The sequence below is a fragment of the Pseudoalteromonas sp. JC3 genome (genome assembly GCF_030291895.1).
Classification (GTDB): Bacteria; Pseudomonadota; Gammaproteobacteria; order Enterobacterales; family Alteromonadaceae; genus Pseudoalteromonas.
The window spans coordinates 1213895-1232884 of the sequence record NZ_CP127855.1 but is presented as its reverse complement, the minus strand read 5'-3'; the positions used below and the strand labels follow the sequence as shown (position 1 = coordinate 1232884).

General features: G+C 40.7%; 9 protein-coding genes. 1 reads left to right on the top strand and 8 read right to left on the bottom strand.

The genetic code is table 11. The annotated features are described in order from the left end of the window. Positions 1-15 precede the first annotated feature (15 nt). A complete protein-coding gene (locus QSH61_RS05010) occupies positions 16-1023 on the bottom strand; it encodes a fatty acid desaturase (RefSeq protein ID WP_206471317.1) in 1008 nt (335 codons plus the stop codon). Positions 1024-1624: 601 nt separating this feature from the next. Further along, positions 1625-2062, bottom strand: a complete 438-nt coding sequence (locus QSH61_RS05005; protein ID WP_206471316.1) for an acyl-CoA thioesterase — start codon at positions 2060-2062, stop codon at positions 1625-1627. 410 nt (positions 2063-2472) lie between these two features. Between QSH61_RS05005 and QSH61_RS05000 the strand changes: the two genes are divergently transcribed. Beyond that, a complete protein-coding gene (locus QSH61_RS05000) occupies positions 2473-2787 on the top strand; it encodes a hypothetical protein (protein ID WP_069021488.1) in 315 nt (104 codons plus the stop codon). A gap of 624 nt (positions 2788-3411) precedes the next feature. Here the strand turns inward: QSH61_RS05000 and QSH61_RS04995 are convergent. The 6 genes from QSH61_RS04995 to gcvH form a co-directional block, all read right to left on the bottom strand. Beyond that, positions 3412-9750 (bottom strand): DEAD/DEAH box helicase, encoded by a 6339-nt coding sequence (locus QSH61_RS04995; RefSeq protein ID WP_206471315.1) that lies wholly within the window; start codon positions 9748-9750, stop codon positions 3412-3414. Positions 9751-9763: 13 nt separating this feature from the next. Beyond that, positions 9764-13039: an STY4851/ECs_5259 family protein gene (locus QSH61_RS04990; protein ID WP_206471314.1), complete on the bottom strand. Its 3276-nt coding sequence runs from the start codon at positions 13037-13039 to the stop codon at positions 9764-9766. 14 nt (positions 13040-13053) lie between these two features. Then, positions 13054-13599 carry a DUF7004 family protein gene (locus tag QSH61_RS04985; RefSeq protein ID WP_206471313.1) on the bottom strand — a complete coding sequence of 182 codons (546 nt, stop codon included), beginning with the start codon at positions 13597-13599 and terminating at the stop codon, positions 13054-13056. A gap of 210 nt (positions 13600-13809) precedes the next feature. Further along, the gene (locus QSH61_RS04980) at positions 13810-15312 is read right to left on the bottom strand and encodes a sigma-54 interaction domain-containing protein (RefSeq protein ID WP_206471312.1); all 1503 of its coding nucleotides are present in this window, start codon (positions 15310-15312) and stop codon (positions 13810-13812) included. 182 nt (positions 15313-15494) lie between these two features. Then, the gene (gene gcvP, locus QSH61_RS04975; RefSeq protein ID WP_010607325.1) at positions 15495-18395 is read right to left on the bottom strand and encodes an aminomethyl-transferring glycine dehydrogenase; all 2901 of its coding nucleotides are present in this window, start codon (positions 18393-18395) and stop codon (positions 15495-15497) included. Between the two features lie 182 nt (positions 18396-18577). Beyond that, on the bottom strand, positions 18578-18967 hold the full coding sequence (gcvH, locus tag QSH61_RS04970; protein WP_010607326.1) for a glycine cleavage system protein GcvH: 390 nt from the start codon (positions 18965-18967) through the stop codon (positions 18578-18580). Positions 18968-18990: the final 23 nt, after the last annotated feature.

The following is an 18990-nucleotide window of genomic DNA, read 5'->3' as shown; positions in this document are numbered from 1 at the left end:
GCTGTAAGCATCTTTTTATTTTTGACTAACCCGCTCTTTGTCCGGGTAGTGATTTGCATTTTTTAGGCTTTGTAAGTCATCAAAACGTACTCCGTGCTGAGCCATAACTGGGCGTACTTTTTTACTTATCAATTGCCGAATATAAAACGGTTGATTAGGTACAAAGTGATGGATCGTGTGCGTACGGCCAAAATCAAAACAAAATAACTGAAACGGTAAAAACCAGTGACTGGTGATCACATGGGTCTGCTCTAACACATTACTCACGCCGCCATAATAATGCATTGAAGATGTGACGAGGTTTAAAGATGCTGAGCGGATCATATTAGGCACAATCAGCACCACCATTAAGAACTCAGCAACCGCTAGTAACTCTGCTCCCCACCTAGGTAATTCAAATGGTTGTATAAATTGCAGTACGTAATAAGTAATCACACCATATAAAGTCGCAAAATAAGCCGTGGCAAGCGGAAAACCAGCATTAAAGACCTGCAAAAACTTAAAACCCTTGATTTCTCGACTAAACCGCTTGGCATTCAATAATAAACCTAGCAACCCGTCTGTAACCACCACAGCTCGCAACCAAGGAGATTGGATACCATTACCCACCAAGCGCTCCTCTAAGTCTTGTTCAGTACCAGACATTTTATGGTGATGTAAATGAATTTGCCTGCGATACCAAGGGTTCACCGTATTTGGCCGCATCAGCCACACCGTCGACATCATAAAATGATATAAAAATGGACGGTCACTAAAATACTGCTTGTGGATCAAATCGTGCTCAAGTTCATGAGAAATAGAGGTAATAAAAGCCGCCAAGATAATACACAGCCATGCAGGAATAACGGCAAAATAGTAAAGCGAGACAACGCCAATTAGCGCACTTAACGACAACAGCAAAATCACCATAGCAATACCGTTTTGCTGATTTAAAATAGGATAACGCGTTCGAAGCGTTCGCTCTTCAGCTTGAATCGCGGAAACTATCGCTTTAATGTTCTGTTTCGCCGTTAATGTTGGCATTAGTCCCTTTACTCACTTTTTGATATCAAAATCATAGCGCAATCTCATATTGTCGTAGCAGCGGCTTTACGCCGCGACAGTTTTTCAAACATCGATACAAAGCAATACCCAAACTCCGCGCTTCTATTGATTGTCGTCCATCTCATATTGTCGTAGCAGCGGCTTTACGCCGCGACAGTTTTTCAAACATCGATACAAAGCAATACCTAAACTCTACACTTCTATTGATTGTCGTCCATCTTATATTCCCGTAGCAGCGGCTTTATGCCGCGACAGTTTTTCAAACATCGATACAAAGCAATACCTAAACTCTACACTTCTATTGATTATCGCCCATCTTATATTCCCGTAGCAGCGGCTTTACGCCGCGACAACTTTCAAACAGCAACGCAACACCTAAACTCCGCGCATCTATTGACTATCGTCCATCTCACATTGTCGTAGCAGCGGCTTTACGCCGCGACAACTCTAAAACAGCAACGCGACACCCAAACTCCGCGCTTCTATTGATTATCGTCCATCTCATATTGTCGTAGCAGCGGCTTTACGCCGCGACAGTTTTTCAAACATCGATACAAAGCAATACCTAAACTCTACACTTCTATTGATTATCGTCCATCTCGTATTGCTTCAAAATGGCCAACATGCTCTCTGGAATTGGCGATTTATTCCCTGTTTTCATATTAAACATCACCACATTCGCATACCCCGTTGTGCATACTGCTTGTTGCGATTCGCTAAACGCCTCATAGCGCATGGTAAAGCGATCTTCTTTGATATCAGTGATATATGAACCAATATGCAAGGTATCTGGAAACGTAACTGGTCGTTTATATTGCGCGTACGTATCACGTAAAACCGGACTATGGGTAGGTTCTGATAATACAGAAAGTAAGCCCGTTTGAGTCAAAAAATCGATTCGCGCGGTTTCAAAATAGCGAAAATACGACACGTTATTCACATGCCCCAACGCATCCATTTCTCCCCACACCACATTCACTTTGGTGGTGATTGCAAACTTTTCTAAAAATTCCTGCATGATGTTGCCTCTAATTTTGTTTATTGAACTCGAGAGTAACAACTCATCGTACCAGCAACAAGGTTAACGAGATAGTTTAAGGCAACTTGTCAAAACAAAGAAAGCAAAGCCAGCATTTCGCAGTGCAACCTTGCGCCCCCCGTAGGTCGCCATTTATGGCGAAAAATAATGCCTCAGCTCCCTTTGATTTCAGCGTGGCTTTAGATACAAACACAATTCAAGCGCAATCCCTATCATTCCATCTCACAAAAAATTGACGCCTTTTATGGGATCAACACCTAAGATAAATCACCAATGATTTTTCTCAATACTTTCAATATATAAGCAAACAGCAGAGCAATATTTATAAGCTTGGTTTAAAAAATGCATCTGAAATCAAAATCAGAATTAAACTTAAGCATGTCACCAATATGAACAAAAGCACAAATACAGTTTATGTGTTGAGCGGTTACGCTAAATGCGCCATCACTCAGCAAGGAAAATACAAACTCGGCAACAAACACTCAATCGGCCTGCTAACCACAGACGAAAACTATGAAGATAACATCAATAAACTTGAGGCCTTTATTAAAGATTTAGGTTGGGAGTCTATTACGTTTTGCATGGTCGAAACCGTTAACGACATCAGCACCCTATCCAACGACGTTTTGGTATCCAGCTTTCTTCGAGCTCAGCAAAATGGCCAATCGTTAGTAGTAAACGATCTCCCTATTACCGTCCATTAAGGCGGTAAATGCACACTACAAGGCCTGACTGTAAGCAATGGCGACAAAAGCACTACGCAACTCTATACCGAGCTGAAGTTGATCGGGTGGGAGCGGCTTCACGCCGCGATCTTTTGATGGTTGCCATTTAAGACTACAAACAATTTGTAGCAGCGACTTTATGTCGCGACTTGTCTTTTGAATCCAACCTTCCACTTTGCCTCATGTTGCTTCGCCGGCAAGGAAAAACCAAAGAGGTATATTTTTTTGTCGCCATAAATGGCGACCTACGTAGAGATTTGGTGTGAAGTCGCAGTTATGCGTCGTTATAAGGGATCACGGCGTGAAGCCGTTCCCACAAACCAAGAACAGAGCCAAACACGAGTCTTCACCATATTCACACTCATAAAAAAGCCGCCCTTTTTACAAAGGGCGGCTTTTCAATATTTGCTAAGTCGCGCTAAAGCGCGACCTATTGTGCCTCGACATTTAAATCGCAGACAATTAGCCTTTGCAGACCTCTATCTTTGAATGTTAATTGATATACAACGAACATTTAAAATTTAGACAATCTCGAAGCTATCATTCTAACCATTTCTAAAAACCCCTAGGCTTATTCGAAGTGGTGATAATATCAGCATAAAATCAATTTTGTTTGACAACGTAAATTACCGTTTTCCAATCATATTTGGTCTTTAAGCTACCGTTTTCCCATATTTCTAACATTTGGATTAACTGGTTATTAGGCACATCAAACTCAAACCAGTGCTTATTTTTACCCAAATAATGATTCCAGTAGCCCATTCCTTGGTCCAAGCTAATCGTGTACTCATTACCATTTTCGAATTGCAACAGCATTTCTCTCCTGTGAGTAATTTCATCGCGGTTTTCGAAGATGTCTAGATAACATGGAGTAGAAGCTCCTTTATCAAACCAGGTAGAAATAACTTTCGACATATCAGAGCTATCACTCCAATCATCGTGAATAAATTTACCCGGATACTTTTTATCATTGAAAAGAGTGTTAAGCTCAAAAGTAATATCGCCATTATTGGGCAAGGACCTAATCAATTCACCAAGTAAGATAATGTACCATGGGGATTGTAAGTATCTGTCTGTATACCCAACTCTAGAGACTTTGTTTGATTTAAGATCGTTTGCTAACGGTTCAAAATTATCAGCAAGGTAATCCCAAAAACGACTACCAAACCCATTTATTTGGCCATCTAACTCAACCCCTAATTCAACCTTAGCTATTTTACTACCTTCCACATTTAGCCATTTTGAGAAATCTACTGGATACGTCTCTACTTCTGAAAACGTTTCTGAGTAAACCACCATATTTTCCGTGTTAGGTAACAACCAGTTCTGATTAGGGTTAATCGCATCATTGTTAGAACACGCTAACGTATATGTTTTTTGGTTGGTAAATGTTGCCTGTGCGGCCAAAACTCCATTTCCTAGATTTACCCTACTGTGCATAAAATTAACGCCCAAGTCTTTCAACCTTAAAAGCGAAATATATTCGGCATCAGAGAACTCCTTATCTGGCAGGATAAAGGTTAGGTTTATGTTATGCACACTTAACATTTGGAATGCCAACATTTGTACTGTACGAGAATTTAAATCCCACTCGTTAGTGTTATGTCCCATCCAAATTTTGATGTTATTAGCACCTTTGTTAATTTGTTGAGATATTGCTTCAAGTATCGATTCATAACAAAATTTCGCGCCATCAATGAAATGATATTTACTCTCCAATCCGATGAAATGTTTGAAATGTTCACCTATCCATTCTTTTGCAATATTTCGATTGAGCTGGTTTGCGTCATGGCGAGTATTAGAGTCCAATAAGCAAGATGAGCAAGCTGAATCGCACGATGACTTACAATTTAAATTAGCAAGCACAGCCTTTAACAGATCTTCTATATGACTAGCCGCACTAATTGAAAATCCAGCTCCACCGCTGACTACATCATAAATCTGCACAACCATTGCCTGATTATTTGTATCTAAAACTCTAGTTTTTCTGACAGAATAGCCTAATTCTGATGTAGATATCCCTAATTTAGCAGCGAGCGCATTTCTCAAGGCAACAGCTAATGTTAAGGCAACAGTCTCAGAATCTTGATGACGTGGATCAATGTACTCTCCGCTAATAGGGTTTCTTAAAATAATTTCAAACGCGTCTGTTAGACTTGAGCACCCCAAATGAACATTACCATGAACTGTAGCACTGCCATCACAATACTCAGGCTCATAACCATCTTTGTCTCTAGACTTTGGTGTTGATGTTATTGGCTTATGTTGAGAAGTTGGGCTTAGCTCTTTTGGATATTCACCATCACCTATCATCGACTCAGCTTTACCACACTGCATGCAAACAGCATAACCATGGTCATTTGTACCTGAAGAGTGTTGAAATATTGTAGATTCAGTTCCGTAAACCATATAACCCAAACTAGGATTTGGGAGACTAATAGAATCCGCATTAATTGAAATCCAAGCTGGTTGAACCGCAATATATCTCTGAGCCGTTATATCATTCGAAGGTGCTGTGAAAAAGTCCGTAACGAAGCCAGTAGGTTCAAGTACTGTCTTTTTCCATTCACTTCTAATTCTCGTTCCACATGATGAACAACTCCAATCCTCAACAATAGTAGTATTAGTCTTAAGCCCTGAATGACCACAAGACTCACAACGCCAAGCAACATCGAATTTTTGTCCCTCTCTTGCATCACCACTTAGCTTCTGCCAGTTTAACGCTACACCAGCAGACCTAAACACTCGTCCATCTAAAACAATCTCTGCTCCAGGGGCATATTCTCTTATCGCCACAGCAAGGTTCCGAGTTGGCATTTCTCTAAGTTGAGAAATATTGTCCTCTCTAAATTTCTCTTTCTTATTTTTACCTTCTTTTTCTCTTTTAAAGTCAACAATATTTTTATTACTTAAGGTAACAATATCGGTTGGAAAGCCGTAGCCCGGTAAAAACGCTTTAGCCGCTAATTCTTTTAGGAGGTACTCGTTAGTATGTCTGGTGAGTTCAATTTTGACTTTGTATTCATAAGCGCTATCAGAGGTTGCATTGCTTTCAGCAATTTTCAATTCCTTGTATTGCTTGAGCCATTGATTAGATAGTTTTTCAATCTCACATTTAGTTTTATCGATAATGTTACAAGCAGGAATTTTTGCTAGCCCTGTGCCTTTAAGTACTTTTTTTAAAGTAACCTCTAATTTATGATTATTTGAAACCACCCAAGCCATGAACTTTTGACAAGTAGATGCCCCTGTAGCTTGCTCCCCATAAAACCATTCAAGATTTAGATTCGTCTTCTCTTGTTTTGTTGTACCGACAACTTCTCTAAGAAAAATTGATAAAAGCAGAGAATTTACATGCCGTTGCACTAATCGCTTTGAATCTAAGGAAATTTGCGGTGCAGGAATCGCGGTTATGAATGGCCAAGAAGGCTCACTAAACACCTCGTTATCGTGTGGGTTATTTTTACATAGCGTATAAGAAATCGCTCGCGATTCTTTACTTCGACCTGCTCGTCCTGCTCGCTGAAGATAATTCGCTGGGTGTGGAGGCACATTATTCATGACAACCGCTGAAATACCTCCAATGTCCACCCCCATCTCCATCGTTGTGGAACAGTTTAAAACATTAACTTTTCCAATCTTAAAATCTCTCTCATAGTTGGATAGCCTTTTAGCTGACTGCTGAGCTGAATGTTCGGCAGTTCTATAGTAAAAACCTCCTTCAAGGACACGGTCGTTAATATCAGTCCAAAGGTTTTTCTCCCTCAGTATATTTACTACCTGCTCATCCCTAATGAAATTACGAGCATTATTTAAGTCTTGATTAAAATCACCGGTAAGGTCGGGTAAATCCCAAATTTTAGGTAAATCCACCTTACGACAAATAAATCGATTTATCTCACTACATTTTACTTTTTGAGGTAGATACGGAGTGATACTTTTAAACGTAGTATCAAGTATTTTATTCGTTGAAGAGCAAATATATCCCTTATCAAAAAAACTAAAATTAATATTCCTTCTATCTAAATAAAACTTTCCATTATCACTACTTAATAACGAATATTTACTAGTCGTTAGTTGCTGCCAGGCCTTCTCCAGCCAACTATTGACTATGTCAATATTAGATTTCACATCCAAAGGTAAATTAGCCCCCAAAGATAGTAACTTACCTAGCCTATTAGCATTTTGAAGTGATACTAAGCTCCACTTTTTTGTTCTTGCATCATTAATGTCTTCACTTTGAGGTGAAATTAGAAACTTATGAGAAAACTTGAAGCCAATCCATTGACGCCAATCATCATCGAGTTTAAAGAACGAATTATCTCGAACAAAGAAGTCCATAGAAATCTTTAAAAAATGGTGCCAGTCTATCAATGTAAGCTTATGCGATTCCCACATATGAGGTACTTCAGTAATAGAAGCTATATTTGGGTAATCAACTTTCACCAAGCCCTGAGTTTCAAGATTGTGATAGATTTTGGGTCTTCTGATGAACTCCCTTGTCAACAGCATATCTGCAACTTTGATTTTACCTGTTTCAGAACCAAAAACTTCTTGATTCGCGTACTTGTTATAAGAAAGTATATGCTGATTAATGTCTTCTTTATCTATCAACGAATTAATCATTTCAGACCAAGATATAGATGTAAACTTCGTTTCTTCGGCATTCACTTCCAATTTCGATAGTTCATTTTTCTTATCCTCAAGCATTGAAGAAATTATTCCAGCTCTATCAACGACTGCCTCGAGCTGACCAATTTCCGTTCGGAGCTTGTTAATTTTTTCAATATCTACAGCTCCACTTTGAAAATCGGCTTTCTTTTGCTGGTCCAAAAGAATTCTAAAAACTAACCCTCTTAATTTATTTTTTTCTGCCTCTTGTTGCATTTTTACAGACATTCTTGCGGTACCTTGACGACTGTCGGTAAAAGTGATTAGCTTTCTCCCTCTCCCTGGTAAAGATTGAGGACCTAATCCAGTTGCTTTATCTACTTTTGGATCTGGACAGAATTCCAACACTGTTGGAACTACGTTTGCTACATAAAAGGGTGCCCCTAGGATAGCTCTTCTCAGTGGCTTGTTATAAGCTGTTCCCTTATAGCCACAACAACCAGATTGGTATTCACTATTCTCATCCCGGTCATACAAGCTATATAAGCGAATAGTATTATTTAAATCCCCCAACTTTCCGGTTGTACTGTTAATATCTATCGCTTCATATATCTCATTCTTATCTGCTGAAGCTCTCAGAGTAATCAAAGTTGAGAAGTTTTTACGCTTTTTAACCGTGTTCTCACTTTCTTGTTCTATATCATCATCTAGATCAAGCAATAAAGAAAACTCGTCACTTACTTCTGTATCCCTTTGAGAGATGTATCCATTTTTATCGCAGGCTAAAAGGTGAGGCTCATTGCAATCATTACAGAAACCAACCTCCAAGACAGGTGAACCACATTCACATTTTCCCACTTGCTTCGAGTAAACCATACCAAAAGGCCAATTGCTCTGTAGAGCAGAGTTTTGTTTACAAGAACAATCAGGATCAATACAACTCCAAATGCCATTCATCATTCTTTGGAAAAAGTGCGCTCTTACCTTTAAAAAAGCCTCCGAAGCGGAGTTTTCTTTCGTTCCTGTTAAAAGATCTAACCAGCTTAACGTTTCCGATTGTGAAAATGATTCTGCCGGAAACTCTTGTTTTAACTTATCTATCAAATCACTCAGTTTTAATGGCTTATCAACATTAACAAACGAGTCTCTAATAACTTTCGCAACAGAAGACTGCTGTAGGGCTTCATATCGTGCTTGTGATACTTCTGGATCGAACTGCTTTTCTCCTGGCGCTTTGTCAGCCGGAATGGAAAGCATTTCATCTAACGAGAGTGAGTCTTGAAGATTAAATTCAACTTTCGGAACGTTGCGTTGACCACCAATGACAACCACATGATCATTTGGAACACCTGCCAACCCTGCAAGGTAGTTTTGTAATTGAGCTTCTGCATTTTCGTCGGCAATCGTTGCCGAGGTTGCAACAAATCGAACATCTTTAGCTTCAACACCAAAAGCATGCAAGACACGCCTCAGTTGCATCGATAATTCAGCTGCTTGCGATCCAACATATGTATGAGCTTCATCTAGAACTATCCAACGAAGCGACTTTTCTTGTCTTGATTTATTGATAATTGGTGCATCAACATTTCGTACCAACATGTATTCAAGCATTGTTCCGTTAGTAACTAGTATTGGAGCTGGCCGTTCACGCATTAACTCCCTAGATAAAATTTCGTTGGGGACTTTAGCTTGTCGCGCTTTAACTTTATTGGCCTTCTCTTCGGTATTGCCGTTATATAAACAAAAGCGAATGTTGCCACCAAAATCCTGAGTCCAAGCGTGCAATCTCTCACGCTGAGAGTTAATTAGTGCATTTAGCGGATACAGGAAAATCGCCCTAACTCCAGAGAGTGGCTCCCCAACTTTCTGCGTTTCTCTATATAAGTCTTCGAGCACTGGCACCATAAAACACTCAGTTTTTCCTGAGCCAGTACCACTGGTAACCACAACAGACTTTGGTTCCTCTGCAAGAAGCGTGTTCCAACTTTTTAATTGATGTGTGTAAGGTTTGAATTTGCCTTTAAACTGATACCTATTTTCAACCTCAACACCTTCCATGTCGGTAATTTTATCTTTGTCTAAAGAAGCCAAGACGGCAGGAGATAGTAATTTATCGGCTACAAGCTCATGCATTGTTTTATCAGCTTCAGTCCAGCCAAACGTATGTTCAAATAATGGCGATGCCATCATTGACTCATTTTGGCCGCAGTCTTGCTGCATTCTATCTTGAAGATGTTGGCGTAAATGCGGATTAGTTATACCTAAAACACTGAGAGATGATTCTTTTGCTCTAGCAAGTGATTGATAAACTAATTCAGAAAAGTACTTCATAAAATTCCCTTTATTATTCTTTTAAGTAGAAACTTAATGCAAAACTGTAAACAGAAGAAAACCAACTAGGCTCAAATGATTTAATCTTCTTGATTTCGAAAACAACCTGACTATCTAAGACAGGCAAGCATGGACGAACCAAGCGCCCTGAAGCGATTGCAGCAGCCACAACTGGATAGAGGGCAACACTGCACTGCCTAAAGTGAGGATATTTAATCATATCTTTCAATTCGGCAATTTCTACTATATCTCTTTCAAATATTTGCATTAAACCGTTAGGCCAATCAGACTCTGAATGTTCACGAATCAAATCTTGTTTCCACAATTCAATTATCTGCACAGGCAACTGAGGCGGTAAAGGCTTACCTTTAAGTAAATCGATTAGGGCATCAGGAACATTGATTATTACGCTAGCAAATCTGTCGATAAGCGTTACTAATCTATCTTCAACCATTGCCTCAGGTAGCCCTAAATTAAGTAAAGATGATCTAAATATTTCAACGCTGTTGTTCCAAAACTCTAGCGGGATTAGCTCCCATAAAATTGAAAATTCGGTATCTAAAGTACGGAGAAAATCCTCATTCATTTCAAATCTAAACAGCGCTAACGTTAGTAAACGAGTGTTTTCCACCAGTGCTTTCCATGCTTCAAAAGTTGCTAACGGTAAGTATGAGTAGCCTTTCCATAATTCAAGGAAGTAATTCCAGCTTGGGTGACTAAAATCCCCCTCCATTTGCTTAATATAATCTTCAATTGTGTTAGTCGGAGAACGAGGGTCAAAACACTTTACAGCTGTTTGAATACTCTTTATTTGTTCACTGCAATGTAAAGTATCTATGCCCTTATAAAAAGTTGGCCTGAACAAGTTTGGAGAATCTGCATTTGGCACCAACATCCAAGGGCCCGTCCTCTGCATTTTATCGGTGACTTCATACCATCCCAATGAAATGCCACCTACTTCCTTCTGTATTAGCTCGCAAGGCGCTCTCTCTGGTTCCGCTATCAGCATAGCCATGGGAGCCATAATATTTTCATTTTGTGGTAATCGTTCGTGCGCAACAGATATGCCACCAGATACTGGGTCGAAATTTAACTGAGACATGTACCTTCGTATAGTAAAAACCTTATGCCCCCCAACTCCGCTTAAGTTAATTTCAACTTCAGCGTCTAGAACATTAGACATAGACATTAGTTCTATTATTTTTTCTTTAAAGCTATACAGGCTTACACTTAACGTTCGGTCTGCCACCTTCACTTTTGAAAAATATCGTGGAGAGGTTCTATTAATAGGCTTAAGCGCTAACTCAATACTAACTTCTTCTGGGTATGTTTTAGCTGAGTACAAATTAACTTCCGCACCCAGTAACTGCTCAACTGTTAGTTCGTGTTTAAGCGGTTGACCTTCGTTATCAAACGCAAATATTCCGCTAACCGGATACGGGAGCGTAATACTAATAGGGTCTTCTAATAGATTTGCTTGTATTTGCAAAGTAAAATTTGCGGGAGGTTCGTTTTCGGGACTGAGACGAAACAAACGACCATTCGAAAGCTTTTCTGAACTAACCTGAAAGTGAGCGGCTATTACAGAAACGTTTTGAGTTCTGGAGGCTGTAACCCTTACTTCTGCAAATTGATTACCTGCTTTTGAATCAATAACTAAATCTTCTGGCAATACAGCAATGCATCTACGTAAAAGAGTGTCACCATCTCTGTTTTTAACACTCAAGTAATGTTTGCCAAACAATTCATATGACTCTAAGGAGTCTATAGGTTTATTATCTAAGTGTAATGTTAACCCAATTTGTGAGATTAGATTACCTTCCGAATCTCTAACAGATGGTAAGCCTCTATAGACTCTCGCTGGTATTGTCTTGAGTAAGATCTCATCGCCATCAATGTAAAGGTTCCCACTCGATGTAGAAGTAGCATTTGTTTTAACTCTAAATCGACTTTCTAAAGAATAAATTCTAAAGTCGCCATTAAGGTGAAACCAGTTAAATTCACTACCATCAATAACTAGGCGAGTGATCAATTCATGATCACCGGACAAAACTTCTATCTCGTAATACGAGGGTGCCAAAACAAAAATCTTTTCGTGTTTAGTCGAGAAGCTTCCTTGACCAACCAATTTATATTTTGAACCATCATCAATAAAGCCTTGGGGTGCTTCATTTAATAAAACACTAGAATCATTAACCTCCAGCATATCAACGATGATGCCTGATTGTGATAAATCTAAAAACAAAGAGGTCTGTAGAGAGCGCCTTGGAATTTTGACAGATTTTTTACGGGGCGGTACTAATAATTTTTCACCCTCTACTTGTGCAATTGCTCCACCAAGCTCAGCGATGCGCTTTGTACCTTCAAGTAAACCAAGCTCAACATAAGTAGACTGCAATGGACTGGAAGAAAACTTGTAAGTTAACTTTTTAGGGAGGCTTACTTGAGTGAAAAAACGACTTAAGTGGATATCAAAATAATGTTCGCAAAAAAGTTTATCCTTCTGCACCTTTATTTCGGTATTGGCTTTAGATGCACCAACTAGCCATCTATCCAATAGGGTGTTTCCTGTTTCATCATCCAAGGGAATTGGAAAACTGTCTCGCCAGTTTGGTAATTGACTATCCAGTTGCTTTGAAGGTAGATCTTCCTGGTTATCAAGATCAACTAAGTTAGAAAAACTCATCAACCGCTTAACGATTGAAGCTGTGAGTTCTACAGACTCTGATTCAGAAAATACAACAGGCAAGCAACTTAATTGCTTTTGAATCAGCTCATTCAGCGAGATACCGTACAGTTCAACTTGGTAATACAAATTAAGAGTTTTTCTAATCGATTCGGCAAAACTATTACCTGGTGAATTAATAAGTTTGAAGGGTAAGCCTCCCTCGATGAAAATTGAACCCAAAAAGTTACGATGTTCTGACTCATATCTTCTTATAGGTCTTTTCCAGAATGACTCCAGACCTAAAGAAATTACCTCAGCTCTTTGAAATGGTTCCAACTCAAAATTAAGCTCATCCCAAAGCGGCTGCCACTCCCAACTTTGAACACAGCAATCACGGCGATACCACTCTGCGCACCAAATAACAAAACAGGCTGACCAATCTTTGTGTTTAAGGCGGTTAATCGAAGTCTTAGGTTTAAATAATTTTACTAATTTTTTTAAAACGTTATATTCATCAACAGTCATGTGATAGGAAAAAAGCGGATTTCCGTTTGGACAAGGCAAATTTCTTTTTTTTAGAAAATTCGAAAGCCAATTTTGAGGAGATTCTAGATCTATCATGAGCATACCTCCCTTTATGCACTCATCAGACTAAAGAAATTGTTACTGTAAAAGCCGCGAACGTCACATTCGAGCTGTAACTCACGCCACCCCTTACCTCTGGAATAGTTAGCCGCAACTTTAGGGCTCATTCCCTCAATAAGCACCTGGTGTACACCTAAACGCTTGATAAATTTTTTTAGAATTGCTTTTTCTTTGTTTTCTTCGGCTATCATTCCGGCATATAAAAATAACAGAATGAATTGCACCTCTTGAGGTTTTGGGTAAGCCTTGGACATATATGCAATCTTTTCAACTAAATCATAGTTAACTTGATTTGTCACTTTATTGAATATATTCAAGAAGTCCCGATAAAGCATAAAGCGAGCGTGTCCAAAGGCGTAATGACTCATCACCTGAAATACTTCCTCATCCCTGACTGCATGAGCTTTGTGCTCCCTAATATGGAAAATACACCAACGGTCAAACCTCCCCTGCGAAAACACAAACCGAGATCCGTCCAGCAGGTGTCCGATTAACGTAGATTTAGTATTAAAATTTTCATTGATAATAAATGACACACTAGCCTCCAGGTTGATGTCCACAGCATCTAGCCCCTAGTTACGCCAAAAGCAAGCCACCTTTAAAATAGTTAAAAATCAAATACTTAAAACAGACTCTACAACCAAACAAATAACTATTTTACCTTTTAGTAAGTTAATTTACTTTCTAACATACTTTAAATACACAATGCCGATTAGCTTGCTTTAACAAGTGGCACTCCAATATTTTTATTTATCAACGTCTATACCAAGACGCTTCATCCAATTTGTTAGCGTTTGATGGTCTTTTAAGCCCAACATTTGGGTAGCGTGTTTCTTAACATTACCGCTTGCCTTTAACGCAGCCTCAACATACTTTTTCTGATAATTTTCAGTCAGTTGAACTATGTCCACTTTATCGTTAAAAGACAGCCTAACATCATTATTTTGCGCCCCAAGTCTTCTGTTAATGATTGCGTTTGACAGTTCCTTTTCACCTACCAATTTTGCATCTGTCCAGAGAAAAGCCCTGTTCAATGTGCTCCATAATTCACGAATATTACCTAGCCATGATTGCGATAAAATAAATTTAAATCCATTTTCGGAAACTTTTTTACTCATGTAGTCTGGGTGTTTGGATCCAGACTCATTAATTTGGTCTGTCAGTTGTTCAACTATGACTGGAATATCTTCTATTCGATCTCTTAGTGGTGGCATATTGATAATGCCCACCGCTAAGCGGTAAAACAGATCTTCACGAAAATCCCCTTGTTCAATCAAGGTGGTCAAATCTTGGTGAGTAGCAGCAATAACGCGCACATCGACATTAATGGTTTTCGTATCACCAAGTCTGGTAATTTCACCTTGCTGTAATGCCCTTAGAAGCTTAACTTGTATATCGGGCTTTAATTCACCAACTTCATCTAAAAATAAGGTTCCACCGTTAGCTTGCTCAAATAGACCTGCATAATCTTTATCTGCGCCAGTAAACGCCCCTTTTTTATGACCAAACAATGTTGAATCCACAAGGTTTTCAGCAAGCGCACCACAGTTTACAACTCTAACAGGCTTATTTGCTCTAAGGCTCCCTTTGTGGATAGCATGTGCCATTAGCTCCTTACCCGTACCTGTTTCACCTAAAATAAGGGCAGGAACTTCAGATGCAGCTATTCTTTTGGCTTTTTCAACTACATCAATCATTGTTTTTGACTTGGCAGTTAATTCTGAAAACGCCTTTTGTACCTTAGGTAATGAGGTCGCAGTATGAGCAATGTTCTTTGAGGCAGACTTTACGTATTCTTTACCGAAATCCAGTGGTATTTCGACTTCTTCAATAACGTTTTTCGGGGACGATTGCACAAAGCGAGTATTAGACTTTCCCTTTCCATGAAGCACAGAAAGCGTCGTCATGGCAGGTGTACCAGAAGTTAGGTTAATCGAGAGCGTGTCTGACTCTTCAGATAACTTTGTGATCCACTTTTCTGTTTCGATTGAAATAGATTGGTAGTCAATTGGACTTTGGATTCGCGCTAAGTGGATTTTGATATCATTAGAAGGACGACCGATCATCGCCATCCGCTTTTTCAGAAAGCGCTCAAATGAATCCCACTTAGCTTCATCTTTGTTGGAAAGAATAACGATTTTGTCGAATGGAATTTCAGATTTTGTCGCAAGTGAAACAATAGCAGCATTCTGCTCCTGTTCCATGTTTTCAATATCGCGATTACCAAGCCACGTAAAAAGTGTATGCACTATCCAATTGCTTATTTTTATTCGTTTGTAAATCATCTTACATGAAATAAAAATTTTTACCCATTAAAAAAGGCGAACCATTTCTAGTTCGCCTTTTCTTATTTATGCGTTCACAATCTTAATTGCATTCACATTTTTAATTGTTGCGTTCACAAACTTAATTGTTGATCGCCAACAAACTCTTACGCATCGCGGTAAGTATCAACCGCTGGGCAAGAACAGATTAGGTTACGGTCGCCGTATACGTCGTCGATACGGGTTACCGTTGGCCAGAATTTGTCTTTTGCTACGCTTGGTACTGGGAATGCAGCTGCGAGGCGATCATATGCACGGTTCCAGTCGTTGCTTAGTACGTCTGCTTGCGTGTGTGGTGCGAATACTAATGGGTTGTCTTCGATAGACCATTCGCCTGATGCAATCTTGTCGATTTCACCTTTGATAGAAACCATAGCTTCGATAAAGCGGTCGATTTCTACCTTAGACTCAGATTCCGTTGGCTCAACCATTAGTGTGCCCGCTACTGGGAACGACATCGTTGGTGAGTGGAAGCCATAGTCTTGTAGACGCTTTGCAACGTCCATTTCGGTAATGCCTGTGGCTTCTTTCAGTGGGCGAAGGTCAACAATACATTCGTGAGCAACGCGGTCGTTACGGCCACGGTATAGAATTGGGTAGTGCTCGCTCAACTTAGCCGTTAGGTAGTTAGCGTTCACAATTGCCATTTCTGTTGCTTGTTTTAGGCCTTCGCTGCCCATCATCGCGATGTATGCCCACGAGATAGGTAGAATAGAAGCAGAGCCGTAAGGTGCCGCAGAAACCGCGCCGTTACCTACGTTTGTACCTTCTACGTTGATCACGCTGTGGTTAGGCATAAATGGCGCTAGGTGCGATTTAACACCGATAGGACCAACGCCTGGGCCACCGCCACCATGTGGAATACAGAATGTTTTGTGTAGGTTTAAGTGTGATACATCAGAGCCGATTGAACCTGGGCTAGTTACCCCAACCTGCGCGTTCATATTTGCGCCGTCCATGTATACTTGCCCGCCGTGCTGGTGCACGATGTCGCATACTTCACGGATAGATTCTTCGTACACACCGTGTGTAGACGGGTAAGTGACCATGATGCACGATAGGTTTTCAGCTACGTCTGCGGCTTTCGCGCGTAGGTCTTCCATATCGATGTTACCGTTTTTATCACAGTCAACCACAACCACTTTCATGCTTGCCATTTGTGCAGACGCTGGGTTTGTACCGTGCGCTGAACTTGGGATCAAACAGATATTACGGTGACCTTCACCGCGAGACTCATGGTACTTACGGATCGCGATAAGACCTGCGTATTCACCTTGTGCACCTGAGTTAGGCTGTAGTGATACTGCGTCGTAACCTGTGATGTTCACAAGCCAGTCGTGCAGCTCAGTCATCATGATCTTGTAACCTTGTGCTTGGTCGATTGGGCAGAACGGGTGTAGCTCTGCAAACTCAGGCCAAGTCACTGGGATCATTTCTGCGGTTGCGTTTAGCTTCATGGTACACGAGCCCAATGAGATCATTGAGTGGTTTAGTGCTAAATCTTTGTTTTCAAGACGCTTGATATAACGCAGCATCTCGGTTTCGCTGTGATAGCTGTTGAAGTTAGCGTGCGTTAAAATTTCGTCGTCGCGCACTAGGCTTGCAGGAATACCTGTGATGTTCTCGCCTGATACTTGTGCGTCTAGCGCATCAACATTTAGGCCGTGCTCGTCACCTAAAATGATGTCAAATAGCTCAGCTACGTCCGCACGCGTTGTGGTTTCGTTTACTGCAATTGAGTATTCGCCGTTGTGGTTAAGGGCAAAGTTCACGCCTTTTGCTACGGCACGCGCCACAACCGCTTGCTTGTCAGCGTCGTCCGCTTTAACAGTAATAGTGTCAAACCACGTATCGTGCTTAAGTGCCACGCCTTTTGCTTTAAGACCCGTTGCAAGAATGCTTGCAAGACGATTAATACGCTCAGCGATGATCTTAAGACCTTGAGGACCATGGTAAACCGCGTAAAACGCAGCCATATTCGCAAGTAACACCTGTGCAGTACAGATGTTTGAGTTCGCTTTTTCACGGCGGATATGCTGTTCACGTGTTTGCATCGCCATACGTAGCGCGTCGTTACCTAAACGGTCTTTAGACACACCAATAATACGGCCTGGTAGTGAACGCTTGTAAGCATCACGCGTGGCAAAGAATGCCGCGTGTGGACCGCCGTAACCCATTGGTACACCAAAACGCTGTGCAGAACCAAGCACTACGTCTGCACCTAGTTTACCAGGTGCTTTAAGTAGCATTAAGCTCATGATGTCTGCGGCAACACAGGCAATCGCTTTTTTGTCTTGTACTTGTGCGATTAGGTCAGTAACGTCGACCACTTCACCTGATGTTGAAGGATACTGGAATAGCGCACCAAAAATCTCGTGGTTAGCAGCGTCGCTAGCAGGACCTACTACTACTTCAAAACCAAACTGCTCAGCACGCGTAGATACTACGTCGATAGTTTGTACGTGTACGTCGTCGGCAATAAAGAAGATGTTTGCTTTTTTCGCTTTAGATACACGTTTTGCAAGCGCCATTGCTTCTGCCGCTGCAGTGGATTCGTCAAGTAGTGATGCACTGGCTAAGTCTAGGCCGGTAATGTCCATAGTCAGCGTTTGGAAGTTAAGTAGTGATTCCAAGCGACCTTGCGCAATCTCTGGCTGATAAGGGGTGTAAGCAGTGTACCAACCCGGATTCTCAAGTACGTTACGTAGGATAACGTGAGGTACGTGCGTTGGGTGGTAGCCTTGACCGATATAAGATTTGAAAACCTTGTTTTTGCTTGCTACTGACTTCAAGTAGCTTAGGGTTTCCACTTCTGTGCGGCTTTCACCGATCTGTAAGCCCTCTTCTAAACGAATTGAAGCAGGTACAGTTTGACCGATCAGCTCTTCAACACTAGATACTCCAAGAGCGCTTAGCATCTCGCTCACCTGTGCTGGGCTTGGCCCAATATGGCGGCGGATAAAATCTTGCTTTTGCTCTAACTGTTCAAGAGATTTGGCGTTTGACATTAGTCCAGGTTCCTATGATCCAAATGAAAAAGGTGAATACTGTTTTTATCTAAATGAGATACCTTGGTAACGGCAGTATTCTAAAAACGTTGGCATGATCTCGTCATACCTTGAGCAAGCACCCTTGCCCAAAAAGCAACAATAAAAGCCCCTAAAAAGGGGCTTTTATTACTATCAACAAATTAGTCTTCGTCGATTGAATTTGCGTAGCCTTCAGCGTCTAGTAGGTTATCTAGCTCAGACTCATCAGACGCTTTAATACGGAACAACCAACCGTCACCGTAAGCATCGTTGTTTACAGTTTCAGGCGCATCTTCTAGGTCTTCGTTGATTTCAACGATAGTACCGCCGATTGGTGCATAGATGTCTGACGCTGCTTTTACAGACTCAGCTACCGCACAGTCTTCACCCGCGTCAACTTCATCATCTACGTCTGGTAATTCAACGAATACCATGTCGCCTAGAAGTTCTTGTGCGTGCTCAGTGATACCAACAGTGTATATGCCGTCACCTTCAGCGCGAACCCACTCGTGTGAAGTAGCGTACTTTAACTCGCTAGGAATGTTGCTCATTTTTTTGTTCCTTTGGTCGGTTG